The sequence below is a fragment of the Methylobacterium sp. AC690 genome, assembly GCF_979256535.1.
The window spans coordinates 109,380-132,799 of record NZ_CEEDOX010000001.1 but is presented as its reverse complement, the minus strand read 5'-3'; the positions used below and the strand labels follow the sequence as shown (position 1 = coordinate 132,799).

At 69.7% G+C, this 23,420-nt stretch carries 25 protein-coding genes; 13 read left to right on the top strand and 12 right to left on the bottom strand.

Annotated features, from left to right (window positions below; genetic code table 11):
- Window positions 1-111: 111 nt before the first annotated feature.
- Complete coding sequence (zwf, locus tag AC0IY1_RS00670; RefSeq protein WP_471767038.1) at window positions 112-1,638, top strand: glucose-6-phosphate dehydrogenase; 1,527 nt, start codon at window positions 112-114, stop codon at window positions 1,636-1,638.
- Here zwf and AC0IY1_RS00665 read toward each other — a convergent pair.
- Entirely contained in the window at window positions 1,618-2,436 is an 819-nt protein-coding gene (locus AC0IY1_RS00665; protein ID WP_471767037.1) for a restriction endonuclease, read from the bottom strand. The genes zwf and AC0IY1_RS00665 overlap by 21 nt on opposite strands.
- 127 nt (window positions 2,437-2,563) lie before the next feature.
- Here AC0IY1_RS00665 and AC0IY1_RS00660 point away from each other — a divergent pair, with 127 nt between their 5' ends.
- On the top strand, window positions 2,564-2,788 hold the full coding sequence (locus AC0IY1_RS00660) for a hypothetical protein (protein WP_471767036.1): 225 nt from the start codon (window positions 2,564-2,566) through the stop codon (window positions 2,786-2,788).
- On the opposite strand, the gene AC0IY1_RS00655 is transcribed toward AC0IY1_RS00660, so the two are convergent.
- Together AC0IY1_RS00655 and AC0IY1_RS00650 are read right to left on the bottom strand one after the other, a co-directional pair.
- The gene (locus AC0IY1_RS00655) at window positions 2,779-3,273 is read right to left on the bottom strand and encodes a Ros/MucR family transcriptional regulator (RefSeq protein ID WP_471767034.1); all 495 of its coding nucleotides are present in this window, start codon (window positions 3,271-3,273) and stop codon (window positions 2,779-2,781) included. The genes AC0IY1_RS00660 and AC0IY1_RS00655 overlap by 10 nt on opposite strands.
- Window positions 3,274-3,857: 584 nt before the next feature.
- Window positions 3,858-4,469 (bottom strand): class II aldolase/adducin family protein, encoded by a 612-nt coding sequence (locus tag AC0IY1_RS00650; RefSeq protein WP_244477179.1) that lies wholly within the window; start codon window positions 4,467-4,469, stop codon window positions 3,858-3,860.
- Here AC0IY1_RS00650 and AC0IY1_RS00645 point away from each other — a divergent pair.
- Together AC0IY1_RS00645 and AC0IY1_RS00640 are read left to right on the top strand one after the other, a co-directional pair.
- On the top strand, window positions 4,468-4,659 hold the full coding sequence (locus tag AC0IY1_RS00645; RefSeq protein WP_471767033.1) for a hypothetical protein: 192 nt from the start codon (window positions 4,468-4,470) through the stop codon (window positions 4,657-4,659). The genes AC0IY1_RS00650 and AC0IY1_RS00645 overlap by 2 nt on opposite strands.
- Before the next feature lie 48 nt (window positions 4,660-4,707).
- Entirely contained in the window at window positions 4,708-7,338 is a 2,631-nt protein-coding gene (locus tag AC0IY1_RS00640) for a bifunctional acetate--CoA ligase family protein/GNAT family N-acetyltransferase (protein WP_055947618.1), read from the top strand.
- An 18-nt stretch (window positions 7,339-7,356) separates the two neighbouring features.
- Here the strand turns inward: AC0IY1_RS00640 and AC0IY1_RS00635 are convergent, their stop codons facing one another.
- A complete protein-coding gene (locus AC0IY1_RS00635) occupies window positions 7,357-8,310 on the bottom strand; it encodes a helix-turn-helix domain-containing protein (protein WP_471767032.1) in 954 nt (317 codons plus the stop codon).
- A 526-nt stretch (window positions 8,311-8,836) separates the two neighbouring features.
- Here AC0IY1_RS00635 and AC0IY1_RS00630 point away from each other — a divergent pair.
- The 3 genes from AC0IY1_RS00630 to AC0IY1_RS00620 all read left to right on the top strand — a co-directional run bounded on the left by AC0IY1_RS00630 (window position 8,837) and on the right by AC0IY1_RS00620 (window position 9,911).
- Window positions 8,837-9,046 (top strand): cold-shock protein, encoded by a 210-nt coding sequence (locus AC0IY1_RS00630; protein WP_055947623.1) that lies wholly within the window; start codon window positions 8,837-8,839, stop codon window positions 9,044-9,046.
- A gap of 134 nt (window positions 9,047-9,180) precedes the next feature.
- Window positions 9,181-9,543, top strand: coding sequence for a DUF6481 family protein (locus AC0IY1_RS00625; RefSeq protein ID WP_280137523.1), 363 nt, complete (start codon window positions 9,181-9,183; stop codon window positions 9,541-9,543).
- 173 nt (window positions 9,544-9,716) lie between these two features.
- The gene (locus AC0IY1_RS00620; protein WP_055947626.1) at window positions 9,717-9,911 is read left to right on the top strand and encodes a hypothetical protein; all 195 of its coding nucleotides are present in this window, start codon (window positions 9,717-9,719) and stop codon (window positions 9,909-9,911) included.
- Between the two features lie 97 nt (window positions 9,912-10,008).
- Here the strand turns inward: AC0IY1_RS00620 and AC0IY1_RS00615 are convergent, their stop codons facing one another.
- Complete coding sequence (locus AC0IY1_RS00615) at window positions 10,009-10,929, bottom strand: L,D-transpeptidase (protein WP_471767031.1); 921 nt, start codon at window positions 10,927-10,929, stop codon at window positions 10,009-10,011.
- A 69-nt stretch (window positions 10,930-10,998) separates the two neighbouring features.
- Window positions 10,999-11,232 carry a hypothetical protein gene (locus AC0IY1_RS00610; protein WP_471767030.1) on the bottom strand — a complete coding sequence of 78 codons (234 nt, stop codon included), beginning with the start codon at window positions 11,230-11,232 and terminating at the stop codon, window positions 10,999-11,001.
- 31 nt (window positions 11,233-11,263) lie between these two features.
- On the opposite strand from AC0IY1_RS00610, the gene AC0IY1_RS00605 reads away from it, so the two are divergent.
- From AC0IY1_RS00605 to AC0IY1_RS00595, 3 genes are all read left to right on the top strand, one after another.
- A complete protein-coding gene (locus tag AC0IY1_RS00605; RefSeq protein WP_103708398.1) occupies window positions 11,264-11,512 on the top strand; it encodes a hypothetical protein in 249 nt (82 codons plus the stop codon).
- 212 nt (window positions 11,513-11,724) lie between these two features.
- A complete protein-coding gene (locus tag AC0IY1_RS00600) occupies window positions 11,725-14,475 on the top strand; it encodes a PAS domain S-box protein (RefSeq protein WP_471767028.1) in 2,751 nt (916 codons plus the stop codon).
- Between the two features lie 274 nt (window positions 14,476-14,749).
- Window positions 14,750-16,006 (top strand): nitrate/nitrite transporter, encoded by a 1,257-nt coding sequence (locus tag AC0IY1_RS00595; RefSeq protein WP_471767388.1) that lies wholly within the window; start codon window positions 14,750-14,752, stop codon window positions 16,004-16,006.
- 10 nt (window positions 16,007-16,016) lie between these two features.
- Here AC0IY1_RS00595 and AC0IY1_RS00590 read toward each other — a convergent pair whose 3' ends face one another.
- A complete protein-coding gene (locus tag AC0IY1_RS00590) occupies window positions 16,017-16,781 on the bottom strand; it encodes a ComF family protein (RefSeq protein WP_471767027.1) in 765 nt (254 codons plus the stop codon).
- A 49-nt stretch (window positions 16,782-16,830) separates the two neighbouring features.
- Window positions 16,831-17,061 (bottom strand): hypothetical protein, encoded by a 231-nt coding sequence (locus tag AC0IY1_RS00585; RefSeq protein WP_103708401.1) that lies wholly within the window; start codon window positions 17,059-17,061, stop codon window positions 16,831-16,833.
- A 118-nt stretch (window positions 17,062-17,179) separates the two neighbouring features.
- On the opposite strand from AC0IY1_RS00585, the gene AC0IY1_RS00580 reads away from it, so the two are divergent.
- Window positions 17,180-18,058, top strand: a complete 879-nt coding sequence (locus AC0IY1_RS00580; RefSeq protein WP_471767025.1) for a methyltransferase domain-containing protein — start codon at window positions 17,180-17,182, stop codon at window positions 18,056-18,058.
- A complete protein-coding gene (locus AC0IY1_RS00575; RefSeq protein ID WP_471767024.1) occupies window positions 18,055-18,414 on the top strand; it encodes a DUF427 domain-containing protein in 360 nt (119 codons plus the stop codon). The genes AC0IY1_RS00580 and AC0IY1_RS00575 overlap by 4 nt, the downstream gene beginning before the upstream one ends.
- A 13-nt stretch (window positions 18,415-18,427) precedes the next feature.
- Here AC0IY1_RS00575 and AC0IY1_RS00570 read toward each other — a convergent pair whose 3' ends face one another.
- From AC0IY1_RS00570 to argJ, 4 genes are all read right to left on the bottom strand, one after another.
- On the bottom strand, window positions 18,428-19,936 hold the full coding sequence (locus AC0IY1_RS00570) for a DUF6880 family protein (RefSeq protein ID WP_471767022.1): 1,509 nt from the start codon (window positions 19,934-19,936) through the stop codon (window positions 18,428-18,430).
- A gap of 163 nt (window positions 19,937-20,099) precedes the next feature.
- On the bottom strand, window positions 20,100-20,528 hold the full coding sequence (mutT, locus tag AC0IY1_RS00565; RefSeq protein ID WP_471767021.1) for an 8-oxo-dGTP diphosphatase MutT: 429 nt from the start codon (window positions 20,526-20,528) through the stop codon (window positions 20,100-20,102).
- On the bottom strand, window positions 20,525-21,265 hold the full coding sequence (locus tag AC0IY1_RS00560; protein WP_471767019.1) for an SIMPL domain-containing protein: 741 nt from the start codon (window positions 21,263-21,265) through the stop codon (window positions 20,525-20,527). The genes mutT and AC0IY1_RS00560 overlap by 4 nt, the downstream gene beginning before the upstream one ends.
- Window positions 21,262-22,512 (bottom strand): bifunctional glutamate N-acetyltransferase/amino-acid acetyltransferase ArgJ, encoded by a 1,251-nt coding sequence (gene argJ / locus AC0IY1_RS00555; RefSeq protein WP_471767017.1) that lies wholly within the window; start codon window positions 22,510-22,512, stop codon window positions 21,262-21,264. The genes AC0IY1_RS00560 and argJ overlap by 4 nt, the downstream gene beginning before the upstream one ends.
- Window positions 22,513-22,894: 382 nt before the next feature.
- On the opposite strand from argJ, the gene AC0IY1_RS00550 reads away from it, so the two are divergent.
- Window positions 22,895-23,329 carry a response regulator gene (locus AC0IY1_RS00550; protein ID WP_471767015.1) on the top strand — a complete coding sequence of 145 codons (435 nt, stop codon included), beginning with the start codon at window positions 22,895-22,897 and terminating at the stop codon, window positions 23,327-23,329.
- Window positions 23,330-23,420: the final 91 nt, after the last annotated feature.

The following is a 23,420-nucleotide window of genomic DNA, read 5'->3' as shown; positions in this document are numbered from 1 at the left end:
CAGCCCATGCGTTCGGACACGACCTTGGCCGGAACGTCGCCGGACGCTGCAGGTTGACGAGCGGATTTGGCCGGCGCGTCGCGCGGCAATCGCGAGTGGAGGCCGTGGGCCATGGATCAGACACCCCCCGCCAAGGCACCCGCCGGGACACCCGAGCACCAGCCCGTCCCGGCGGCACCCCCCTGCACGCTGGTGATTTTCGGGGCCTCCGGCGACCTGACGAAGCGGCTGCTGATGCCGGCGCTCTACAACCTCGCGGCCGGTGGCCTGCTCGACCCGCAGTTCCGCATCATCGGCGTCGATCACAACGCCAACACCGACGCGGGCTGGCGCCAGGACCTGACGGAGACGATGCAGTCCTTCACCACGGACCGCACCTCGGAATTCCACCCCGACCACATCGACCCCAAGGCCTGGGGCTTCGTCGGCGAGCGCCTCAGCTTCCGCCAAGGCGACTTCACCGCCGCCGACACCTTCACAAGCCTCGCTCAGGCGCTGTCCGGCAACGTCATCTTCTACCTCGCGGTCTCGGCCCGCTTCTTCGGGCCGATCGTCGACGCTCTGGGTCAGGCGGGGCTCCTGAAGGAGGACAAGGGCGCGTTCCGCCGGGTCGTCATCGAGAAGCCGTTCGGGAGCGACCTTGATTCCGCCCGAGCCCTGAATGCGCGAATCCTCGAGCAGGGGGCCGAGAGTCAGTTCTTCCGGATCGATCACTTCCTCGGAAAGGAGACGGTTCAGAGCATCCTGGCAATCCGGTTCGGTAATGGACTGCTCGGGCCGGTCTGGCATCGCGACCACGTCGACCACGTGGAGATCACCGCGGCGGAGACGATCGGCGTCGAGGCGCGCGGCGCCTTCTACGAACCCACCGGCGCGCTGCGCGACATGGTGCCGAACCACCTGATCCAGTTGCTCTGCATGGTGGCGATGGAGCCGCCCAAGACGCTCGATGCCGAGGACGTCCGGGACGAGAAGGCCCGGCTGATTCAGGCGGTGCAGCCGGTTCAGCCTGAGCAGGCGGTTCGCGGCCAATACGGGGCGGGCCAGGAGCACGGGCACGCGGTGCCGGCCTATCGCGACGAGCCCAACGTCGCGCGGGATTCCCGCACCGAGACCTACGTCGCCCTGAAGCTCGCCATCGACAACCCGCGCTGGAAGGACGTTCCGTTCTACCTGCGCACGGGGAAGCGCATGACCGACCGCGTCACCGAGATCGCCCTTCATTTCCGGCCCCCGGCGCACTCGCCCTTCGCCACTCCGGGCGCGCCCGTCACCCCCGACGTCCTGCGCTTTCGCATCGACCCAGAGCAGGGGATGGACATCGTGATGAACGCCAAGCGCCCCGGACCGCGCCTGGAGCTCGGCCGTGTCACCGCGGCGTTCGATTACGGGGATTTCTTCCAGGAGACGCCGAGCGTCGGATACGAGACGCTGCTCTACGATTGCCTGATCGGCGACGCGACCCTGTTCCAGCGTGCCGACAGTATCGAGGCCGCCTGGGCGGTGGTCGATCCCCTGCTGAAGGCCTGGGCCGATGCACCGGTGGAGCCCTACGCCGCCGGGAGCGACGGCCCGGAGAGAGCGACTGCGCTCCTGGCCGCGCAGGGCCATCGCTGGCTACCGCTCGGCAAGGGATGAGGGCGAAGGCCGAATGCCGCGCCGCTTGGCACCGGCCGGCGGGGCAAGCGGCGGCGCCGGCTGCATCTCGGCAAGGGCGTCGTGGTGCAGCAGCAGGACACCGGTGGCGGCGGCGAGCTTGCGCGCCGCCGGGGTGAACCCGGCATTCGAGACGACCGCCGCCCTGTCGGCGGACCAGTACCGCATCGCCGCCGCGATCTCCTGCACGGCGCCGTTGCCCACCGGCCGCCCATAGCGCTTGCACTGGACGACGAGACGGATTCCGGCCTGCTCCGCGACGATGTCGGCGCCCTGGTCGCCGCTGGCCTGGGTGGCGCGCGCGTTCCAGCCGGCCTCGCGCAGGCGTCCCGCACAGTAACGCTCGTAGGCGATGCCCTCCTCGGGGGCTTCGCTCTCGTCCGGCAATTGCACCCCATCCGCCACCCGATCGATGATGGCGAGAATGTCTTCCCAGGCTCCATCGATCTCGCCGCCACGGCCCCGGGCCTCCAACTGCGGCACCACCGTGCGCTCGGCGAAGTAGGTTCGCTCGCGCTCCCAGCCGTCGCTGATCAGGTTGCCGTAGGCATCGATGAAGCATTCCTGCCGCCGCCGCAGGGCCAGGGTCGGCGCATGCGGGCGGGCGATCCTCCGGATCAGTCGGCGCAGGCGCCGCGGCCGGTCGAGATGGTGGAGGACGACACCGGCGAACGCCAGTCCGGCTCCGATGGCGCCGGGCTGCCCGAACCACAGGGCGCAGCCCCCTCCAAGTACGGACGTCCAGAACAGGCGCGCCACGAGGCGCGATCGACCCGACATGTGGTGGTCCCAACCGGAGGTGGGCCGAGATCGTTCGACCCTCGGCCGCGTCGGACCCGACCGTGGCAGCGGAGGGTTGCGCGTTCTCTAACGCCGCCCGGGCTGGGGAGGGCAGGGACGAATCCGGATGCCCGAAGATCTTGCGGACCAGCGCATCGGTTCTGCGATCACGCGGCGGCAAGCCGATTCGAATACCAATCTGATCTACGAAAGGCACGCTTCCACCGTATCTGCCAAGGTCAGGGCAGACGCGGTCGACAAGCTGTGGACAAGACGAACAAGGCCGAGGCAGAGCGCCCCGGCCTTGTTCGTCGCCGGTCCGGCATCCATTTCTTCCGGGCGTCAGGCCTGAGCCGCCACCTTGGGACGACGTCCGCGCGGCGTCGACCCTGCCTTGGCCTCGATCTCGGCCGGCTGGCTCTCCTGCTTCCGACGCTGCTGACCGAGACCCATGTTCTTGGCCAGTTCCGAACGGGCGGCCGCGTAGTTCGGGGCGACCATGGGATAATCGCTCGGGAGGTTCCACTTGGTGCGATACTGCTCGGGCGTCATCTCGTAACGCGTCCGCAGGTGACGCTTGAGCGACTTGAACTTCTTTCCATCCTCCAGGCAGACGACGTAGTCGGGCGTGATCGAGCGCTTGATGGAAACCGCCGGGGTCAGAGGCTCCGCCTTCTCTTCGGTCCCGACCTGGTTGAGCTTGCCCAGGGTGGCGTGCACCGAGCCGATCAGGGCCGGCAGGTCCGCGATCGGAACCGAGTTGTTGCTCACGAATGCCGATACGATGTCGGCCGCGAGTTCGATGTAGTCCGGCAGGATTCCGTTCTCGGCGCTCATTCTGAATCTCTCGTTGCGTTTTGAATACCGCCCAGCCCGACGGCGTGCTGCCGTTTGGGAGGTTTGGATGCCGCGGTCTGGTTGTGACTTGCTGGTTGCTATGATGCAGCAAAGCAAAAGGCAAGAGGCTCAGCAGGTCTCGTATAGGTCGCATCGGGCCGATTTCTGGTGAACTCGAATAGACCAGCAACCAGTGCCATTCCGAGAAACCGGACTAAATTTGCGCGATTTTCTCTGATCCTGCACGGACTGAGGGATCAACGGCTCTAAAGCCTCAAGGCTCGTATCGACGAACCGAAAAAATAATTTTCTATGGGAGGGATTATGATCTCATACAGACCAAGTCTGGCGAGAGATTTGAGCCGAAGCGGACCTCAAGGCCCTATTGCGGGCAAAACAGGCCCAAGGACTAATTTGGTTCTTGAATACAAAATCTATACGCACGCATGGCCGTGCAGGCTGTGGAGACCGCGCGTTTTTTTTCTGCAGCCACGCGCGGATCTGCGTAAAAATTTACGTAGGTCGGACCGAAAAGGTCCCGAACGGACGTTTTCAACGCCCGCTTCAGGCAATGCGAGACCTGATCACCCTTCCGTTCGGCTACGCGGACCGTAGGATTTGAACCGTTCTACCGTTCTCCAGATCTCGTCATCTGGCAGCACGACGGGATTTCCGACCTGAAGCGCGACCGCATATTGGCGGCAGAGCGCTTCCACTTCGACCGCGAGCCAGAGGGCCTTCCGGAGATCGGAGCCGATGGCGATCATGCCGTGATTGGCGAGGAGGCAGGCCATCCGTCCCTCCAGGGCCGTCAGGGCCGCCGCCGACAGGGCTTCGGTGCCGTAGGGCGCGTAGGGGGCACAGCGCACGGTCGGTCCGCCTGCCGCCGCAATCATGTAGTGCACGGCCGGAATGTCCCGCCCGCAGATCGCGAAGGCGGTGCAGTGGGTCGGGTGCGCGTGGACCACCGCGTTCACGTCCGGACGTGCCGCGAGGATGTCGCGGTGGAAGTGCCACTCGGAGGAGGGGGCGAGCGGGTGGGTGAACCCGCCGTCGAACTGCATCGCCACGATATCTTCCGGCCGTAGGGTGTCGGCCGGAATCCCGGAAGGCGTGACCAGGAAGCCGTCGCCCGCCCGCACCGATACGTTGCCGGAGGTGCCCTGGCTCAGACCGAGCGTGAGAAGATCACGCATGGCGGCGACGATGTCGGTACGGATCGTTCCGTCCGCTGTTTCAGGGGCGGGCGAGGAGGGCTGGGACGGCATGCAGGTCTCCGGACGCGAACGCCCTACCGGTCGGGCGCAGGCGGTCTATAACACCGCCTGCCGGACGCGCTCGCCGTCCGACCCGGTTACCAAGCCGGTGACGCTCCTGACGCCGTGACGGTTCAGGGGCGGCCGCCCCGTCACCCGAGCAGAGGCAGTTCGGCCGATGAGTACGTACCGCTTCGAGGCGCTGGTCGCCCCGCGCGCGATCGCCCTGGTCGGCCTCGAGGCAGGTCCGGAGGGGCTGGCCGAGGCGGCCCTGACCAATCTGCGGCGCGGCGGCTTTCCGGGGCCGATCCATTGCCTCGGCTCCGATGCGGCCGCCGGTCAGATCCCACGCTTCGCCGACCTTCCCGAGGCACCGGACCTCGTCATCCTGGCGACCCCGGCCGAAGCAATTCCCGGTCAGATCGCGGAGGCCGGGCTGCGCGGAGCGGCCAGTGCCGTCATCCTCACGCCGGACGTCAGCGACGCGATCTGCGAGGCGGCACGGGCGGAGGCTCGCCACCACGGCCTGCGCCTCCTCGGGCCCGGCAGCATCGGCCTCTCGGTTCCCGGCGCCCACCTCGATGCGAGTCTCCTGGCCCGCGCCCCCAAGGCCGGCGACCTGGCGCTGGTGTCGCAGTCGGGCACCGTCGCCGCCGGCATCGTCGAATGGGCGGCACGCCGGGACGTGGGCTTCTCGGCCGTGCTGTCCCTCGGCATCGCCTGCGATATCGACGTTGCGGACTGCCTCGACCACTTCGCCGCCGACATCCGGACCCGGGCGATCCTGCTCTCCCTCGATGCGGTCGTGGATGCGCACAAGTTCATGTCGGCCGCGCGGGCGGCCGCGCGCGCCAAGCCGGTCGTGGTGCTGCGGGCGGGGCGCCACCGGGCCCCGGCCCGGCACGCCGCGACCCATACGGGCGCGCTCGCCCGGCCCGACACCGTCTACGAGGCAGCCTTCCGCCGCGCCGGGCTGCTCGCGGTCGAGAGTCTGGATGCGATGTTCTCCGCGGTGGAAACCCTCGGGCGGCAGCGCCCCTTTCCGGGGCATCGTCTCGCGATCCTGGGCAATGGACGCGGCATCGGCGCCCTGGCGGCCGATCGCCTCGCCGATCGCGGCGGCACCCTCGCGGCGGCCGGGACGCTCGGCAATCCCGTCGATCTCGGCGTCGCCGCCGGACCGGAGGCTTACGCCGACGCCCTCGCGCCCCTGCTGGCGGATCCGGGCAACGACGCGGTGCTCGCGGTCCACGTGCCGACGGCGCGCTCGGACGGCACGGAGGTCGCAGGAGCGATCGCCGACACCGTGACCCGGATCCGTCGAAACGGCGCCCGCAAGAAGCCGGTCTTCGCCGTGACGATCGGTGAGGAAGCCGAGGCGGTCGGACGCCTCGCCGCCGCGGGCATTCCGCGCTTCTCAACCGAGGACGCGGCCGTCGAGGGATTCCTGCACCTCGTGCGCTATCGCGAGGCGCAGGACGACCTGATGCGCACGCCGGATTCGCTGCCGCGCGACTTCTCCCCGGACATCGAGGCGGCCCGCGCCGTCGTCGCGCGCGCCGTGGCCCAGGGGCAGACCTGGCTCGACCCCGTCGCGGTGGCCGACCTTCTCGCCGCCTACCGCATCGACAGCGTACCCCTGACGCTGGCGCCCGACATCGATGCCGCCGCGACGGCCGCATGGCCCATCATCGCGCAGGGCGGCGCGGTGGCCCTCAAGGTCGTCTCGCCTGACATCGTGCACAAGTCCGACATCGGCGGCGTGCGTCTCGATCTCACCAGCGAGGCCGACGTACGGCTGGCCGCCGCCGACATCCTCTCCCGGGCCCGGCGGCTGGCGCCGGAGGCGCGGATCACCGGATTCGCGGTCCAGCCGATGATCCGGCGCGGCAAGCAGCGCGAGTTGATTGCGGGGCTCGCGGAGGACCCGACCTTCGGGCCGGTGGTGGTGTTCGGGCGCGGCGGCACGGCGGTGGAGGTCATCGACGACCGGGCCCTCGGCCTGCCGCCCCTCGACCTGCGCCTCGCCTCGGAGCTGATCGACCGGACCCGCGTCGCCCGGCGTCTCGCGGCCTATCGCGACGTGCCGGCCGTGAACCGACACGCGGTGGCGCTGGTCCTGGTGAAGCTGGCGCAACTGGCGGCCGACTGCCCCGAGGTGCGCGAGCTCGACATCAATCCGCTCCTCGCCGACGAGACCGGTGCTCTCGCGCTCGACGCCCGCGTGATGGTAGGGGCCGAGACCGCGGCCGGCCGGCGCGCCCGGGGCGCCTACCATCCGCGCTTCGCGATCCGGCCCTATCCGGTGGAATGGGAGCGCACCCTTCACCTTCGGGGCGAGACCATCACGGTACGGCCAGTGCGGCCGGAGGACGAGGCGCTGTTCCTGACCTTCTTCCAGTCGGTCAGCGCCGAGGACCTGCGCTTGCGCTTCTTCGCCCCGGTGCGGGACTTCAACCACGCCTTCCTCGCCAAGCTCACGCAGCTCGACTACGCCCGCGCCATCGCCTTCGTGGCGATCGACGCGGCCACCGGGGTGATGCTCGGCGCCGTGCGTCTGCACGCTGATGCCAATCATGAGAGCGGCGAATACGCCATCCTGATCCACGGCGACCGGAAGGGGACAGGCCTCGGCCATGCCCTGATGAGCCTGATGATCGACTGGGCCCGAGTCGAAGGGCTCTCCCGGGTCGAGGGGACGGTCCTGCGCGAGAACCGCGCCATGCTGGCGGTTTGTCGCCAACTCGGCTTCGCGGTCCGCCCGGACAAGGAGGATGGCGCCGTGGTCAAGGTTTCCCTGGCCCTGTAGCGGTTCGTCCGCCCCGCTTCACGCCCGCTCGGTGATCCGGCGGACGCCGCCGGGATCGGCGCTGGCGCTGAACTGCGACGGCGTCATCCCGTAATGCTGTCGGAACAGGCGGCTCAACTGAGCCGGGCTGCGGAACCCGACTGCCTCGGCCAGCACCGCGATGGGGTGCGGTTGCGCCGGCGCGCTGAGTGCCGCCTTGATCCGCTGCAGCCGGGCGGCGCGGATGAAGCACTCGACCCCACCGACCGGCTGGAACATCGCGAAGAGCTTGGAACGCGAGGCGCCGATGCTGCGTGCGACCTCCGCGGCGCTCAAGTCGGGATTGCCGAGATTCGCCTCGATATACAGGCGGGCTTTCTGGTGCAGCCGCGCCGGATCGCTGAGGGAGGTGCCGTGACCGAGGGCGGTGGTGATGGCCTGGGCCATCAGGGTTGCGGTGTGGGCGAGGGTCTCGGCATCGAGCGCGGCCAGATGCGGCAGGCGGTCGCGCAAGCGCAGGAGGTGGGTGGTGTAGGGCGCAGCGATGTCCGGCGGAATGACGAGGCCGTGGAGCGCATCCAGGGGGCCGAACCAGCGGCGGGCGAAGGCGCGCGGCATGCTGACAAAGTTGCGCCGCTGCTGCGGGATGTCCTGGGCGTCGCGGATGATCGCCGGTCGGGAGAAGTCGATGGCGTAGACGGAGCCGGCTCCGGTCCGCACGTCGCGGCCATCGAAGTTGCCGATGATGCTGCCGGTCTCGACATGTTGCAGGATGATCGCGTCGAGGCCGTCGAAGCCGAGTTTCTGCGCGGGCCGGTGAAAGATGAACGGGACGCCGTTCATGAAATGAAATCGCAGGTGTTCCGACCAGAAGCTGGTGATGTCCACGTGGAAGGGCGTCACCAGGGGCGTCACCAGCGCCGCGCTGGCGAACATCAGCTGATAGACCTGCGCGGCGTCGTCCTGTGGGTAATCGCAGCTTGAGAACTGCACGCGTCGGAGCGGGAAAGTCCCGTCTGCAGGGGGTTGGTCCGATGGCGAAGCGTGCAAGGCCGGGTCACGACTGTTGGGCGCGGGATCGACGTCATTACGAGGATCGACGTCATCTGGTTCCGCTCCGTTGACCGTATCGCCTGGAAAGGCTGCGACCCCGACGGGCGCGGTGCGGTCGGCGCGCCCCGCGCCCGCCGATCCAGACCGCACGGAGCTGATGCCACCGCGGGACTGCGAACAGAATTTCAAGCCGGATTTCAGCAAAGAACGCGGGAGATACACCCTGCGGGCACAGATATCTCGGCCGCGGGATTTGCGCCGTATGTCGGCTGATTTGAAATTCGATTTGCTAATCGGCTGCGAAGCGCGTAGACCTTCAATATCAATTCAACGGCAGAACCTCGGTGGCGCGGTTTCGTTATGAAATCGTGTGCCAGAGATCTATGTCTTGAATTGGTAACGGAGACGGCCGCGCATGATCGCGTGGACCTCCGGTAGATGAAGCCCGCAAGGGCGAAGGAATACGATGGCTGTCGGTACTGTTAAGTGGTTCAACGAGACAAAGGGTTTCGGTTTCATCCAGCCGGATAACGGCGGGAGCGACGTGTTCGTGCACATCTCGGCCGTCGAGCGCGCCGGCATGCGCGGCCTCGCGGAAGGCCAGAAGGTCTCCTACGAGATGGAAACCGACAAGCGCAGCGGCAAGCAGTCCGCCGGCAGCCTCCAGACCGTCTGATCACGGCGGGCTCCCGCGTGGAGCCCGACCTGTTTCGAGAGCCGCTTCCCGAATGGGAGGCGGCTTGCTTGTGTTCTGAGACCCGATTCCAGGGGAGCGCGCCCGAGGCGGCCTCCCGCATGACAGGATCCTGTGTGAGCCAATTCAACCCGAACTCGATGACCGACCGCCTCAAGGCCGCGACCGAAGCCCGCGCCGCGGCGCTGGCCCGCTTCCGGGACCGCCCGGCTGCCGATGATCCGGCCGTGCTCGCCCGCAAGGCGGAGCGGGCTCAGATCGCCCGGGAGCGCGAGGTCCGCGTGGCGGCCCGCGAGCAGGCCCGGCTCGAGGCCGAGGCTCAGCGCGCTGCGGAAGCCGAGGCCGAGCGCGAGCGCCAGGCCGCCGAGGAGGTTCGTGCTGCCGAGGAGAAGGTGGCGCAGGCCGCCGCCGCACGCCTGGAGCAGAAGGCTCAGCGCGACGCGCGCTACGCCGCCCGCAAGGCCAAGGCGCGCCGCTGAGGGTTTTCGTCGCCGGGATCGTTCGATCCCGCGACCACACGGCGGATCCGGGGCGGGTCCGCCCGACGGTGCGTCCCTCGGGACGGGCCCGCATCACCGGGACCGCCGCAGCGAGCGGGTCCATCCCGGGCGCGACGTCAGTCCGCCCAACCTCCACCGAGGAGACAAGCGCCATGTCCCACAAGTTCAAGATCGGCCAGCGCGTCCGCCGCGCTCAGATCGGCTACACCGCCCCGAAGAGCGATATCTCCGACGTCTTCGAGATTGTCCGCCTCGTCCCCGAAGATCAGACCGGCGAGCCGTTCTACCGGATCAAGTCCGGGAGCAGCGAGCGCGCGGTGCGCGAAGGCGAGATCACCGAGGCCTGAGCGGCGTTCCTTCGCGCCCGGCGCGGAGGCACGGACCAGCAGAACGAAGGTAGGCCGCGGCCTCCCCCTCATGACGCGAGGGGGAGGCCGTTTTTCGTCAGCTCATCACCACCACGCGGGAGCCGATCTCGACGCGGCCGTAGAGATCGATGACGTCCTGGTTGATCATCCGGATGCAGCCCGACGACACGCTCTTGCCGATCGACTCCGGCTCCAGGGTCCCGTGGATGCGGTAGAGCGTGTCCTTGTTGCCCTGCCAGAGGTAATGGGCTCGCGCCCCGAGGGGATTGTGGGCGCCGCCGGGCACGCCGAGCCCGCTCTGGAGCTGGGAGACGGAGCGCGCCAGCTTCGGCGTCCGCGCGATCATCTCCTTGGGCGGATACCAGTCCGGCCACATCTGCTTGGAGTTCACCGTCGAGGCGCCGGACCATGAGAAGCCCTGCTTGCCCACGCCAACGCCGTAGCGCCGCGCCCGGCCATTGGGCTGGACGAGGAAGAGGTGATGCGCCCGCGGGTCGACCACGATCGTGCCCGGGGTCTCGGACCCCGTATAGGCGACCTCCTGGCGGAGGAAGGACGGGTTCGCTTTGCGCCAGTTGAAGGCATAGACCGGAAAGGGCTCATCGGTGATCGCCGCGTAGGCGCGGTTGAAGTCGATGGGGCCATCGTCGATGGGCTTGGCCGGAGCGGCCTGCTGGGCCGAGGCCGGCGGCACCTGCCGCGGGGCGTAGAGATCCGCATCCGGATCATCCGCCGCGGCGCGGCCGCGCTGGCTTCGCACCGGATCGAGCCCGCGATCCGCGCCGCGCTCGGAATAGGGCACGTACTGGCCGCCCCGACGACGATAGAGTCGTCCCTCCTCGTCGCGATACAGGCGCTCGTCGTCGTAGGGGCCATCCCCCGCGAGGGCACCGCCGAAGAGGCCACGCCCCTGCGCCAGGGCGGACCCGACAGGCGTGAGGAGCGCGAGGCTCGTCGTCGCCCCGGTGAGAAGCGTGCGGCGGGTCGTCTGGGACATGGACGTTGCTCGGAAGATAGTCAGAGAAGGGTCGTTCGAGCCTGGGCCTAGCAAGTCGACGCAGAGACGTCACGTCATCTGAACGATGGGCAGCCCTGCATCGGCACCAAAGTTCGGAGGCGATGCAGTGCGGGCACAATCATAGGGTTTGGAAACCATCCAGAAAACCTTTCGAAGACCCGCGTGAATACGCCGGCATCGCGCTTTCACCATGTCTGCGAAAAAGCGGTGATCGACCCCCGGCCGGAATGGTCGATCGATTGCAAAACGAAGCGGCGTGCCGACATAGGTGGTCGTCCGCAAGGCCCTCTCCCTAGATCATGGAACGCGACCCGTGCCGGTCCCCCCGCGTCCCCGTCACCGCGCGCGCCCTGCGGCGCTCGCGTTCCTCCTGCTCGTCTGCCTCATGCCCTCGGAAGGGCAGGCGGGCCGCAGCCGAACCGCGCGCGTCGCGGAGCCCGCTGCTCCGGTGACGAGCTGGACCTCCAGCGAGCCGGAGAACCCAACCTGCCAACGCACCCGGCGCAAGCTCTGGCAGGCCGGCGAGGGCTGGGTGGTCCGCAGCATCACGGTCTGCCGGTAGAGCTCCGGGCGCATTGCTCGCTCGCACGCGTGCAAAATTGATTTGCGCGAAATTGATGATCTGCCTGCGGTTGAACGTAGGACAATCGCGCGCGCTTCGCTAAAGCTGGCGGGGCCCGCGTCGGGTCGACCGTCCACGGTCGCGTGCGAGGATCAAGGGCGCAGGATTGTCCGAGGCGCAGTGCATCGGGGGGAGCGTGGCCGGAGGGACGATTGAGTAGGACCGGCGACGCGCCCGAGACGGGCCCCGAGGCCCTGGCGCGCTACGACATCCTGGATACCGGGCCCGAGGACGGGTTCGAGGATATCGTGACGCTCGCATCCCGTCTGCTGGAGATGCCGGTCTCCCTGGTCTCGCTGGTCGATACCGATCGCCAGTGGTTCAAGGCCCGCGTCGGCTTTGCGCGGTCCGAGACCTCGCTCACGGAGTCGATCTGCGCCCACGCCGTGCGGCAGGACGGGCTCTTCGTCATTCCCGACACCACGCGGGATTCGCGCACCGCGGACAATCCCCTCGTCACCGGCGAACCGCATGTCCGCTTCTACGCCGGGATGCCCCTGCGCACGCCGGAGGGGACAGCCCTGGGGACCCTCTGCGTCCTCGACACCCAGCCGCGCCAGCTCTCCGAGGCGCAGGGCTTCATCCTGCGCACCCTCGCGGGCCGGGTGATGACCGAGCTCAACCTGCGGCGCGCCCTGAAGGAGCGTCGCGCGAGCGACCGGCACAATGCGGCGATCATCGGGAGCGCCATCGATTACGGCATCGTCACCCTGGACCTCGCCGGCCGGGTCACGAGCTGGAATACGGGCGCCGAATGCGTCCTCGGCTGGAGCGAGGTTGAGATGCTGGGCCAGCCGGCAGACCTCTTCTTCACGCCGGAGGACCGCGCACGCGGAATGCCCGATCACGAGATGCGCCTCGCCCGCGATCTCGGACGGGCCAACGACGAGCGCTGGCACATGCGCAAGGATGGCTCGCGCTTCTGGGGCATGGGCGAGATGATGCCCCTCAAGGACGAGGCGGACCGGCAGGTCGGCTATCTCAAGATCCTGCGCGACCGCACGGCCCAGCGCCAGGCTGACGAGGCGCTGCGCAGGCAGACGGCTCTCCTGCAGACCGTGACCGACCATCTCAGCGAGGCGGTGGTCCGCCTGAGCGAGGACGACGTCGTCATCTTCGCCAACCCCGCCGCCGAGGCGATGCTCGGCTGGCCCCTCGGCAGCCTGATCGGCCGCAATCTCCACGACACGGCGCATCATCATCATCCCGACGGGCGTCCGTTCCCGCGCGAGGAGTGCGAGGTCGTCCGCTCCCTGCGTAGCGGCGTCTCCCTGCGCGACCGCGAGGCGACGTTCTTCCGCCAGGATGGATCGCCCATCGACGTCATCACCAACAATGCCCCCATCATCGAGGACGGGGTGGTGCAGGGGGCCGTCCTGACCCTGACCGACATCACCGAACGGAAGGCGGCCAATGCCCGCCTGCGCCGGAGCGAGGAGCGTCTGAGCCTCGCCCTCAATGCGTCCGGCATGATCGGCACCTGGGACTGGGACCTGCGCGAGGACGTGATCTATGCCGATCCGAACTTCGCGCGGATCTACACCGTCGATCCGGAGCGCGCGGCCCTGGGCGCGCCCCTGGCGGAGTACATCCGCAACTTCCACCCCGACGACATGCCGCGCTTCCAGGCGGAGCTCGACCGCCTGTTCGCGGGTTCCAAGGAGTTCGCCTGCGAGTACCGGATCCTCCAGCCGGACGGCTCCCATCGCTGGGTGATCGCCCGCGGGAGCCTGGTGCGCGCCGCCGACGGGACGCCCCTGCGGTTTCCGGGCGCGTCGGTCGACATCACCGAGCGCAAGCGCGCCGAGGAGCGACAGGCCGCCCTGGTCGAGCTCGGCGAGCGCCTGCGGGAATTGCAGGATCCCGGCGAGATCGCCTTCGTGGCCGCCGAGATCGCAGGCCGGACCTTGGGTCTGACCCGCGCCGCCTACGGCGTCCTGGACGATTCGGGAGCCTATCTCGACGTCGTCCGGGACTGGACCGTGCCGGGGGCGAGTACCCTCGTCGGGCGCCATCGCTACGACGATTACGGCTCCTACCTGCAGGAGCTGCGCCAGGGGCGCGCCGTCGTCATCGCGGACGTGGAGAGCGACCCGCGCACCGCTGACCGATCCGGCGCCTTCCGCGCCCTCGACGTGCGCACCGTGATCAACCTGCCCTTGATGGAGCGCGGGCAGCTCGTGGCGGTGTTCTGCCTGCACGATTCGAAGCGGCGCGACTGGACGCCGGACATCCTCGATTTCGTGCGCAACGTCGTCGACCGCACCCGCGCCGCCGTGGCCCGCCTCCGCGCCGAGGAGCAGCAGGAGCTGGTCAACCGCGAACTCAGCCACCGCATGAAGAACCTGCTGGCGATGGTGCAGTCGATCGCGACCCAGACCATGCGCAGCGCCATCGATGTCGACACGGCCAAGGAGGTGCTCGCCGGCCGCCTCATCGCCCTCGGCCAAGCCCATGACCTGCTGATGGGCGGCGCCCTCGGCAGCACCCTGATCGGCCCGGTGGTGCGGGGGGCCCTGAAGCTGCACGAGGATCGCGAGGGGCGTTTCCGCCTCGATGGGCCGGATCTCGAGATCGGTGCCAAGCCGGCCCTGTCGCTGGCGCTGATGCTGCACGAGCTCGCCACCAACGCGGCCAAGTACGGGGCGCTCTCGGATGAGGTTGGGCACGTGGCGATCCGCTGGGAGGTCCGTGACGAGGCCGGCGAGCCGACCCTGGCCTTCTCCTGGGCCGAGATCGGTGGCCCCCCGGTGACGCGGCCGACACGCAAGGGGTTCGGATCGCGCTTCATCGAGCGCGGGCTCGCCGGCCAGGTAGGCGGCACCATTGCCCTCGATTTTCCTGCCGATGGCGTCACCTGCGCCATCGCCGCACCGCTGGCGGCCTTCCAGGCCGACGGCTGACTCCGCGCACGCCTGCACTGCGACCCTGGACACTTCCTGGGCAATGCCGTCTCGCGCGGCACTCGGGCGCCGCTGGTAGCGGCAGGTGACGGTCCGCGCATCGGCCCGGCCTGACGACGAAGGGCATCCCTGAAACTGGCACGTTCGGTGCTTGGTTCGATCCGTCGCCGCTCGGCGACGCGCGGAGCAAAGGCGCTCCGCATGCGGACGGCGTGAGTCCGGATCCCTTGGCATGCACGGCCGCACTGCGGCCGCGAACCTCGAGACGCACTCCATGGCCAGCTTCAAGACCGTGATGAAATCCGGTCATCCCCCGACCCTGTTCGCCGCCTTCCTCTACTTCGATTTCTGTTTCGCGATCTGGGTGCTCAACGGCGCCATGGGCCCGTTCATCACCGAGACCTACAAGCTGACCCCCGCCCAGACCGGGTTCATGATCTCGCTGCCGATCCTGGCCGGCGCGATCATGCGCTTCCCGCTCGGCGTGCTGGCGCAGTATATCGGTCGCAAGAACGCCGCCGTCACCGAGATGACGGTGATCATGATCGCGATGGCGTTCGGCTTCTTCTACGTGAACACTTACGACGAGGTGCTCGCCATGGGCGTGCTCCTCGGCATCGCCGGGGCCTCCTTCGGCGTCGCCCTGTCCCTCGGCTCGGGCTGGTTCCCGAAGGAGCACAAGGGCCTGGCCATGGGCATCGCCGGCGCCGGCAATTCCGGCACCGTGCTCGCCGTGCTGTTCGCGCCGCCCCTGGCCCAGGCCTATGGCTGGCAGACCGTCTACGGCTTTGCCGGCTGCGTCATGGCGATCCCGCTCATCGTCATGGTCGTCTTTGCCAAGGAGCCGCCGGACGCCGAGCACCAGTCCTTCAAGGAGCACGTCTCCTGCCTGTTCCAGAAGGACGGCTGGGCCTTCAACCTGATCTACATCATCACCTTCGGCGGTTTCATCGGCCTGTCGAACTTCCTGCCGACCTTCTTCTACGAGCAGTTTGCCGTCACCAAGATCGAAGCGGGCCGGTTGACCATGTTGGCGGCCCTGATGGGCTCGGGCATCCGCGTCGTCGGCGGCTACTTCGCCGACCGGATCGGCGGCATCCTGGTGCTGTCCGTCGTCCTGATCGCGGCGGTCGGCTCGTTCCTGCTCCTCACGGCCTCGCCCTCCCTGGCGCTGACCACGGCCCTGTTCATGCTGTGCTTCGCCGCCCTCGGGGCCGGCAACGGCGCCCTGTTCCAGCTCGTGCCCCTGCGCTGGCCCGCCAACACGGCGGTGGCCGGCTCGATGATCGGCGAGGTCGGGGCCCTCGGCGGCGCGATCCTGCCCAACGTGATGGGCCTGTCGAAGCAGTATACCGGCTCCTTCGCCCTCGGCTTCGTCGGCTACGCCATCTTCGCCGCCCTGGTGCTGGTCTGCCTGCTGGTGTGGCAGCGCAAATGGGTCGGCACCTGGGTCGGCCCGCGCGGCAAGGTGCTGACGCCGGGCACGCCGGCCGCTGCCGAGGCCGGCCGCCTCGATCCACTGACGGCCTGAACCGCGTCGCTCAGCCGATTTCCTCCGCCACCAGCGCGAAGGTCAGGACATCCACCGCTGCCGCACCGCCGCGCAGGAGTACCCGCGCGGCGGCGTTGGCCGTGGCACCGGTGGTCATGACGTCGTCGATCAGGAGAATGCGCCGGTCCTGCAGCTGGGGGCGCATCGCCTCCGGCACCCGGAAGGCGCCCTGGAGGTTCGTCGCCCGGGCCACCCGGCTCAGCCCCACCTGCGGCCGGGTCGCCTTCACGCGCGCAAGGTAGCCCGGCTCGGAAGGCCGCCCGGCGATCCGGCCGATCCGGCGCGCCAGGAGCGCGGCCTGATTGAAGCGGCGGCGCCACAGGCGCCATCGGTGGAGCGGGACCGGCACGAGGCAATCCGCGCGGGCGAGGAGCTCCGCGCCGGCACCCGCCATCATCCCGGCGAGGACGGGGCCGAGATCCAGACGGTCCTCGTATTTCAGCCTTTGCACGAGGTCGCGGGCGCCGCCCTCGTACAGGGCCACCGCCCGCGCCTGGGCGAAGACTGGCGGATCGGCGATCGCGCGGGGCGAGAGCAGCACACCGGTGCCGTGATCGACGGCGAAGGGCGTCCCGAAGCGGTCGCAGCAGGGCGGCGCGATCAGATGCAGCCCCGACCAGCAGCGGGCGCAGAGGGCATGCGGATCGGCGATGGCACCGCTGCAGCCCGGGCAGGTCGGCGGATAGATGAGTGCGAGGCCACCGCGCAGGGCGGCCTGCAATCCTGTGGTGACGGCGCGGGCAGCAGGAGCCATGACGGCGACCCTACCACCCGCGTGAGAAATCTGCGACCTCTGGTTGTTCTCAGCGCGCCGGCTGCTGCGGCTGCGCCTGGTTCTGCTCGCGGTCGCGCTTGTTGGCCTGGTGGCGTCCGACGGCGCAGCCCGCGGCGGCACCCATCACACCATGGCCCGCCATGTGGCCGGCAACGCCGCCCACGAGCGCGCCCTTGATGCAGCCCTTGGCCTCGGCCCCGGTGGTGGCAAGGCTGATCCCCGCGAGGGTGAGGGCCGCGCCGAACAGGATGGACTTCATGGCGTCTGATCTCCTCGATTCGTCGTCGAATCGCTGGGCCTTAACAGCGAGGGACGGATTCACGTTCCGTCCCGGTTGCCGCTGGCGCCCGCGGTGTCGACGCGCCATCTAGATCGTGATGACCGCGCCTCCGTTGTTCGATACGGGCCTCGCCCGCCGCCGCCTCGCCCGGGCCCACCGGGCCGGCTATGCCGACTTCCTGCTGCGCCGGGTCGTCGACGATCTCGACGACCGCCTCGGCGCCGTGCTGCGGACCTTCACCCAGGCCGTCGATCTCGGCAGCCCGTCCGCCCTCGCCGCTGAGCGCCTGCGCGCCTCCGGCCGGGTCGGGGGCGTCACCCGCCTGGCACCCCGGGCGGAGGCCGGTGCGGTGCTGGCCGACCTCGAGGCCCTGCCGCTGGCGCCGGCCCAATTCGACCTCGCCGTCTCGCTCCTCGCCCTGCAGCACGTCAACGACCTGCCCGGCACCCTGGCGCAGTTGCGCCGGTCCCTGCGTCCCGACGGGCTGTTCATCGGCTGCCTTCTCGGCGGCCGGACCCTGACCGAGCTGCGCCAGGTCTTCGGGCAGGCGGAGAGCGAGGTGGAGGGAGGCGTCAGCCCGCGCGTGGCCCCCTTTGCCGAGGTCCGCGAGATGGGCAGCCTGCTGCAGCGGGCCGGGTTCGCCCTGCCGGTCACCGATGTCGAGACCGTCACGGTCCGCTACCGCGACCCCTTCGCCTTGATGCACGACCTGCGCGCCATGGGGCTGACCAATGTCCTGCTCGACCGGCGTCGCACCCCCCTGCGCCGCGACACGCTCCTGCGCGCCGCCGCCCTCTATGCCGAGCGCTTCGCCGATCCCGATGGGCGCCTGCGCGCCAGCTTCGAGATTCTCTGGCTCTCCGGCTGGGCCCCGCACGAGAGCCAGCAGAAGCCCCTGAAGCCCGGAACCGCCCAGACGCGCCTCGCCGAGGCCCTGGGCACCACCGAACGCAAGCCCGAAGGACAAGACCCATGAGAGAGCCCGGACCCGACCACCCGATCACCATCGCGCCTCATCCGGGCCGGTTGCGTCTCCGGCTCGCCGGGACGCTCCTCGCCGAGACCGAGTCCGCCCTGGTGCTCACCGAGGCCAACTACTCGCCGGTGTTCTACATTCCGCGGGCCGACGCCCGCTGGGCGCATTTCACCCCGAGCACCCGCCGCAGCCAATGCCCGTACAAGGGCGATGCCAGCTACTTCACGCTGACGACGCCGGACGCGACCCGGCCGGACGCGGTCTGGAGCTACGAGGCGCCCTATCCGGCGGTCGCGGCCATCGCCGGGCATCTCGCGTTCTACCCGGACAAGATCGACCCGATCGAGCAGGATTGAGCAGGCTCGGCCTTCAATCCCGAACCTGCGACCAGAACGCGGCCTTGCGCCCGTGCAGCCGGCGCAGCGTGCCGCGGTAGGCCTCCGGATCTTCCGTCAGGCCGTCGAGGGCTTCGAGGTAGCGGGCGGCGTGGCCGTAGGCGGCGCTGCGCCCGTGTTCCAGGATGGCATCGATGAGCAGGCGGTAGAGCTCGGCTGCCGCCTCCGGCTGCGTCCGCTCCAGGGCCTCGGCGGCGGGCGCCAGGATCTCGTAGCGGCTCCCGTCCCAGCGGCCGCGATGGGCCATGACCAGGCGCGCGGCATGAGTGGGATTCGGCCAGTGGGTGAAGAAGGCGAGCGCCCGGTAGCGATCGGGGTGGGCCTGCGCCTGGTCGAAGGCGCGCGCCAGTGCCTCGTCGTCCTCGAAGTCGGGCAGCTTGGCGAGGTAGGCCCGCAGCATCGCGGGATCGAGGTGACGCGCGAAGGCCTCCCAACGCAGGATCTGTGCGGCCTCCGTCTGGCCGAGGCTGTCGAGGATGCAGATCTCCACGGCCTGTCGGGCCCGCTCGGGGGCGTCGTGGTCGAAATGCCCCGTGAGCAGCGCCTCCCGGGTGACCACCACCGGTCCGCGCTTCTGCGGGCGGCGGATCCAGTCCAGCGCCTCGGGGGCCCGGTTCGCCCCCAGCAGTCGCTCGGCGATCCGCACGCGGTCCGGCTGCTCGGGCGACACCGCCTGCTCGAAGGCGATGAAGGCATCGACATCGCCGGCCCGGTCGGCGAGGGCCTGGCGCATGCGGACGAGGCGGCTGCGGGCGAGCTGAGAGGCCCAGGCCTTCTGGCCGCCGGCCCGGCCTTCGGAGGCCGGGGGTGTGGCATCCGCCAGGGCCGCATCGAGGGGCGCCAGGGCCGCCTCGGGCAGCCGCGGGATCAGGTCGTGCATCAGGGCTTCGACGAAGCCGTGACCGTCGGCGCCGAGGCGGGTCACCAGCCCGGTGGCGACCCCTGCCGCCTCCTCCGCGGGGAGATCGACGATCAGGGCGGCGGCCGCATCGGCCGCGCGTTCATAGACTCCGTGGAGACGTCCGCTCGAATCCTCCGCACGTCCAAGGACGTCGCCGGCTCCGCCGAGGAAGCGGATCAGCCGGTCGAGGGCTGCCCGCGGGTCCAGGGCGGCAAGCTCGGTCACCACCGTGGTGAGCATGGCGTCGAGGTCGGCCGCGAAGGCCCGTTGCTTCTGCCAGTCGATGTAACCCTGGCCCCGCTCCAGGGCGGTGAGGCGCCGGTCGATCAGCGCCGCGATGGCGTCCGGTCCCTGCAGGCTCGCCACCGCCGCCGTCACCAGCTTCTTGAAGGTCGGATTCCGCGCCGTCTCGGACAGGACGAGGCCGATCAGGCGCTCCAGCCCGAGCGCCGTCAGGGTCTCGGGGCTCGGCGTGGTCTTGCGCGAGGCGCGTTTGGGTTTGCTGGCGGCCGACTTGTCCCCAACGGGCGGCTGAACGGAAGCCGCCTTCGCCGCCGGTTTCGCCGCTGCCCTGCGTGCCATGCACTGCGCTCCCTCTCCCGACGGGCAACTCCGTTCCCGGCCGAGCAACTCCGTTCCCGGCCGAGCAACTCCGTTCCCGGCCGAGCAACTCCGTTCCCGGCCGAGCAGGTCCTCTCCCGACAGGACAGGTCGCGCCGGACGGGATCGACGCTTCAGAAGTGGATCAGGGGCCGAGCAGATCCAGCAGAAAGGGGATCAGCGGGGCATCGGCCGGCGGCATCGGCTGATCCTTGAGATCGCGCGGACGCACCCATTTCAGCGCCTGACCCTCCATGGAGCGCGGCAGCCCTTCCCAGCGCCGGCAGATGTAGAGCGGCATCAGCAGGTGAAAGTCCGGATAGGCGTGGCTCGCGAAGGTGAGGGGGGCGAGACAGGCCTCCTGCACGGTGATGCCCAGCTCCTCGGCAAGTTCGCGGATCAGGGTCTCCTCCGGCCGCTCGCCCGGGTCGACCTTGCCGCCGGGAAATTCCCAGAGTCCGGCGAGCTGCTTGCCGGGCGGGCGTTGGGCGAGGAGCACGCGTCCATCGGTGTCGACCAGCGCCACGGCGACGACGAGGAGGATGCGCAGGGGCGCCGGCGTCGTCATGGTCATGGTCGTGGGGCGATCGCGAAGGTCGCGGCGACGTCGGCGGCCGCCTCGATGGTGCCGGCGACCAGGGGCACCGGAGCACCGCCGCGCTTGGCGCGCATCGGCGCGGGCGCCGCGAAGGCGATCGGCGGACTTGAGGCCGTCGCCGGCGACTGGATCGACACCACCCGCCCGAGGGTGACGCCGGCGGCCTCGGCCAGCCGCTCGGCCTGGAGCCGGGCATCCTTCATCGCCGCGCTGCGCACGGCGCTCTCGGCCGCGTCGGGATCGCGCAGGCCGAAGCCGACGCCGTCGATGCGGTTCGCGCCGCCGTCGAGGGCCCGACGCATCAGGTCACCGAGGCGGCCCATGTCGGCGAGGCGCACCCGCACCGTATTGGCGGCCCGGTAGCCGTCCGGTTTCTCGGTGAAGGATCCATCCGCCTGGCGAACCGAGCGCGTGACCGGCTGCAGGGTGACGGCGGAGGTGCCGAGATCCGCATCCGGCACTTTGAACTCGGCGGCCAGGGCCAGGAGCGCCTTGGCAGCGGTGCTGGCACCGTCGAGGGCCGCGGCCGGGGTTGCGCCCCTGACCTCGACGCCGATCTCCACCGAGGCGAAGTCCGGCGCCACCTCGGAGCGTGCGCGCCCGACGACGCTGATACGGCCCTCGGCCGTCCCCGCTCCGTCCTCGGCCCGGGCCTCGCCACCGAGGCCCAGCAGCGACAGGGCGAGGAGGACGGCGGCGCCAGCGCGCCTCACGAGCGGTAATCCCCGTTGATCTCGATGTAGAGCTTGGTCAGGTCGCAGGTCCAGACGCGCGCGCTGCCCTCGCCGAGGCCGAGATCGACCCGCACGGTGACGTCGGATTCGCGCATCACGGCGCTCGCGGCCGCTTCGCTGTAATCGGGATCGCGGGCGCCCTCGCGGGCGACGCGCACGTCGCCGAACCAGATCGCGAGGCGGTCGCGGTCGGCCGGCTCTCCGGCCTTGCCCACCGCCATCACCACCCGGCCCCAGTTGGCATCCTCGCCCGCGATGGCGGTCTTCACCAGGGGCGAGTTCGCGATCGATAGGGCGATGCGATGGGCCGAGGCGTCGCTGGTCGCGCCCGTGACGCGCACGGTGACGAATTTGCGGGCGCCCTCGCCATCCCGGGCGACGAGCTGGGCCAGCTCGACCAGGAGGTCGTCGAGGGCGGCGCGGAACGCGGACAGGCGCGGATCGCCGGCATCGGTCACCGCGGCGTTGCCGGCGGCGCCCGTCGCGAACAGCATCAGGGTGTCGGAGGTGGAGGTGTCGCCGTCGACGGTCACGCAGTTGAAGCTGGTGGCCGTGCCGGCGGAGAGGAGCGCCTGGAGCACCCCCTGGGGCAGGGCGGCATCGGTGAACACGAAGCTCAGCATCGTCGCCATGTCGGGGGCGATCATGCCCGCGCCCTTGGCGATGCCGTTGAGGGTGACGGTGACGCCGTCGATGGCAGCTTGACGCGTGGCGAGCTTCGGGAAGGTGTCGGTGGTCATGATCGCCTGGGCGGCCGCCGCCCAGGCCTCGGCGCCGTCCTGGGTCCGCCCGGCGCAGTCGGCCAGCACGCCCTCGAACTTGGTGGCATCGAGGGGCTCGCCGATCACGCCGGTCGAGGCGATGAAGATCTCTTCCGGCCGGCACTGTGCCGCCTCGGCGGCGATCCGGGCCGTCAGCGCCACGGCCTCGCGCCCGCGCAGGCCCGTGAAGGCATTGGCGTTGCCGGAATTCACCACGAGGGCTCGGGCGCCCGCACTGCCCAGCGCCTCGCGGCACCAGTCCACCGGGGCGGAGGGGCATTTCGAGCGGGTGAAGACGCCGGCGGCCTGCGTGCCCGCGGCGAGCGCGACGTAGAGCACGTCCGTCCGCCCGGAATAGCGGATGCCCGCCTGCGCGGTCGCGAGTCCGACGCCGCGAATCGCCGGTAGCTGCGGTTGCGTCTGGGGCGCCAGCGGCGAGACAGGGGGGCTCTTGGCAGACGACATGGACGAGGGCTCCGGATCTCTGCGGCCGTCTCCGGCGCGCGGCGGAGCCGGTGTTGCCCCGCGCGCGCCATCCCCGTCAACCACGACCACCGTCATCCGTCTGTCGCATCGGACGCGCCGCCCGTGAGCGTTCCCAGATCAGGGACTTGTCTCAGGGATCGGCGTGACGACGGGCCCGAATGCTGCGGTGCAGCATCGCGCCGCGACGGCGCTGCCCCGGGGTCGAGCATTCGAGGCCTTGGACGGAGTGGGGTCCCGGACCCATCGACTTGGACGGAATGGGGGGCTTGTCTGTACGAGCGAACGTGACATAGCATGCTGCGACGCACAGTTTCCGAGGTGGTCGGCACGGATGTCCAGGCGCGAGGGGGGAGTCTCGACTATGGAACGACCGACTTCGCCGGGTGGCGCCTACGGCGTTCAGGTCCTGATCGCGGGTCGCCAGAAGCATTGGCGCGACGAGGTGACATCGCAGATCCGACGAGCCGGCTTCGCGGCCACCACGGTGGATTGCGGCATCGACGCGATGACGGTGCTGGCCCTCGGTCTTCCCGTCGATGTTCTCGTCACCGACGTGAGTTTGCAGGGCAAGCTCTGCTGCCAGAAGCTCGCCTTGGAAGCCCGTGCGCTGCGTCCGGACCTCCGCATCGTCTTCGCCAGCGACCTGGAATCGCTGCCGAGCGAAGACGACCCGACGCAGTGGCTCGAAGAGTTGTTCGACGCCCAGTTTCCCGACGACCGCGACGGCCTGATCGCGGTCCGGCGCATCGACAATGTCGCCAGCACGGTGCGGGACGCTCTCCGCAGCCCTGCCTGATCTCATCCGCTCTCGCCGCGCGGATCGCCTTTCAGAAATCTGCCTCTCGGGATCGAGCCGTGGCGCCGTTGGCTCCGCTTGGCGAGCCGGA

Excerpts from the sequence above, each read along its gene's own strand:
- mutT (WP_471767021.1), bottom strand. The coding sequence starts at position 20,528 with ATGACCATGACGACGCCGGCGCCCCTGCGCATCCTCCTCGTCGTCGCC.
- argJ (WP_471767017.1), bottom strand. The coding sequence starts at position 22,512 with ATGTCGTCTGCCAAGAGCCCCCCTGTCTCGCCGCTGGCGCCCCAGACG.
- AC0IY1_RS00585 (WP_103708401.1), bottom strand. The coding sequence starts at position 17,061 with ATGAAGTCCATCCTGTTCGGCGCGGCCCTCACCCTCGCGGGGATCAGC.
- AC0IY1_RS00595 (WP_471767388.1), top strand. The coding sequence starts at position 14,750 with ATGGCCAGCTTCAAGACCGTGATGAAATCCGGTCATCCCCCGACCCTG.
- AC0IY1_RS00570 (WP_471767022.1), bottom strand. The coding sequence starts at position 19,936 with ATGGCACGCAGGGCAGCGGCGAAACCGGCGGCGAAGGCGGCTTCCGTT.
- AC0IY1_RS00645 (WP_471767033.1), top strand. The coding sequence starts at position 4,468 with ATGGCGGCGACGATGTCGGTACGGATCGTTCCGTCCGCTGTTTCAGGG.
- AC0IY1_RS00575 (WP_471767024.1), top strand. The coding sequence starts at position 18,055 with ATGAGAGAGCCCGGACCCGACCACCCGATCACCATCGCGCCTCATCCG.
- AC0IY1_RS00580 (WP_471767025.1), top strand. The coding sequence starts at position 17,180 with ATGACCGCGCCTCCGTTGTTCGATACGGGCCTCGCCCGCCGCCGCCTC.
- AC0IY1_RS00550 (WP_471767015.1), top strand. The coding sequence starts at position 22,895 with ATGGAACGACCGACTTCGCCGGGTGGCGCCTACGGCGTTCAGGTCCTG.
- AC0IY1_RS00620 (WP_055947626.1), top strand. The coding sequence starts at position 9,717 with ATGTCCCACAAGTTCAAGATCGGCCAGCGCGTCCGCCGCGCTCAGATC.
- AC0IY1_RS00640 (WP_055947618.1), top strand. The coding sequence starts at position 4,708 with ATGAGTACGTACCGCTTCGAGGCGCTGGTCGCCCCGCGCGCGATCGCC.
- AC0IY1_RS00655 (WP_471767034.1), bottom strand. The coding sequence starts at position 3,273 with ATGAGCGCCGAGAACGGAATCCTGCCGGACTACATCGAACTCGCGGCC.
- AC0IY1_RS00630 (WP_055947623.1), top strand. The coding sequence starts at position 8,837 with ATGGCTGTCGGTACTGTTAAGTGGTTCAACGAGACAAAGGGTTTCGGT.
- zwf (WP_471767038.1), top strand. The coding sequence starts at position 112 with ATGGATCAGACACCCCCCGCCAAGGCACCCGCCGGGACACCCGAGCAC.
- AC0IY1_RS00615 (WP_471767031.1), bottom strand. The coding sequence starts at position 10,929 with ATGTCCCAGACGACCCGCCGCACGCTTCTCACCGGGGCGACGACGAGC.
- AC0IY1_RS00650 (WP_244477179.1), bottom strand. The coding sequence starts at position 4,469 with ATGCGTGATCTTCTCACGCTCGGTCTGAGCCAGGGCACCTCCGGCAAC.
- AC0IY1_RS00665 (WP_471767037.1), bottom strand. The coding sequence starts at position 2,436 with ATGTCGGGTCGATCGCGCCTCGTGGCGCGCCTGTTCTGGACGTCCGTA.
- AC0IY1_RS00660 (WP_471767036.1), top strand. The coding sequence starts at position 2,564 with ATGCCCGAAGATCTTGCGGACCAGCGCATCGGTTCTGCGATCACGCGG.
- AC0IY1_RS00590 (WP_471767027.1), bottom strand. The coding sequence starts at position 16,781 with ATGGCTCCTGCTGCCCGCGCCGTCACCACAGGATTGCAGGCCGCCCTG.